2 protein-coding genes are annotated in these 1278 nt (G+C 39.0%); both read left to right on the top strand.

Going from position 1 to position 1278, the window contains the following annotated elements; all coding sequences use genetic code 11:
- Positions 1-524, top strand: a 524-nt coding sequence (locus CWB98_RS24105) for a hypothetical protein (protein ID WP_171045746.1), incomplete at its 5' end; no start/stop codon positions are given.
- 9 nt (positions 525-533) lie between these two features.
- Complete coding sequence (locus tag CWB98_RS23345) at positions 534-983, top strand: hypothetical protein (RefSeq protein ID WP_138546967.1); 450 nt, start codon at positions 534-536, stop codon at positions 981-983.
- Positions 984-1278 lie beyond the last annotated feature (295 nt).

The raw sequence follows: 1278 nt of genomic DNA, 5'->3' as shown, positions 1-1278 counted from the left end.
TTATTGGTGGTACAGTCTCAGCAATTACTGGCGGTAAATTTGCCAATGGTGCTCGTACTGGGGCCATGCAGTATTTGTTGAATGGGGTGTGGGAGTCAGTAAAAGAAATAAAGAATAATCAGGTGAACAGGTATCGTGCAGCACGAAGAGCGCAAGCTTTAGAGTCAGAGATTATGAGGTTGGACGATTTGTTCCAAAATGATCGTGGAGCATTACGGCAGGAACTTGAGCTATTTGGTTTTGTTGGAACAAATGTAGATTTAATACATAACTACTTTGCGTTACAAGCCTCACTGAATATTGAGCTTGCTAATGCAAATGCTGTAATGACTCAAGGTGCGCCATTTTACGTATCTGCGAAAATGCAGAAGATTCAAGGGACCTATGCTCAGACTAGTAATTTAGGCCAAGTCACATTGGGGCTGTGGCCTTACGCTGTTAGAATGCTTAGTAACCCAACTTATAACTATAGCTATAGTTGCGAATCTGTATGTAAAGTTCAAATGTTCAATATTGTTGACTGAGGAAGAAGTATGCTGAGGGTTTTCTTGATTATCTTTCTACTAAATGCAGGTTTTGCTTCATCTAAAGAGGTACTATTTTCAGATAGCTGTACTTTGGTAGTTCCAGATAAATATAAGCGAAATGTACATAAAGGGGTAATTGACTATTCATACATGGGGAGTGATTTTCAAAGCAAATCTATAGTTTTTATGAAAGAAGGTGTGGATAAAGTTGATTTGAAAAAATATAACATTAGTAAAGAGCTTAATGTGAGAGCAAAAGGATTGAGCTTTTTACTTTATTCTTACCCTAAAAATGTCCCAATTGAATTTCAGGTAAAGGTTGTAAGGATAGAAAATGAAAATCAAGTAGTAGAATTACTCGGTTTAGAGCAGGATGAGCTGATCTCTGTTTTGTCTCATTGTATAGATGATGCTGATTTGAATTTAATTTCTACTTTTTTTGATTATAAATTGTAAAGGTGAAAATAAGAGTTACCAGATTAAAAGTTACATGGACATATATAGACGCTCCAGCGATGTCAAGCCGTGAGTTACAAGGACACCCACCCAATATGAGTTACATGGACACCCACCCAAAATCGTAGGCATTCAGTCTGGATTGTTGGGTGGGTGATGTGGTGTGGAGTTACAGCGATACCCACCTCAACTGGCGTACAGGAGCTACGCCGTCTACCTTTAGGGGATACTCAATGGACTGAGGATAATGGACTATGCCAACAGCTCGGAAGCAGCAAGTTAGCCTGTCGGATAC

Origin of the sequence: Pseudoalteromonas rubra (genome assembly GCF_005887115.1) — a bacterium.
GTDB classification, from domain to species: Bacteria; Pseudomonadota; Gammaproteobacteria; order Enterobacterales; family Alteromonadaceae; genus Pseudoalteromonas; species Pseudoalteromonas rubra_F.
The sequence above is the reverse complement of the archived record's forward strand: the minus strand, read 5'-3'. Positions and strand labels throughout refer to the sequence as shown.

Bases quoted from the DNA above. Each gene is read 5' to 3' on its own strand.
- CWB98_RS23345 (WP_138546967.1), top strand. From the start codon at position 534: ATGCTGAGGGTTTTCTTGATTATCTTTCTACTAAATGCAGGTTTTGCT.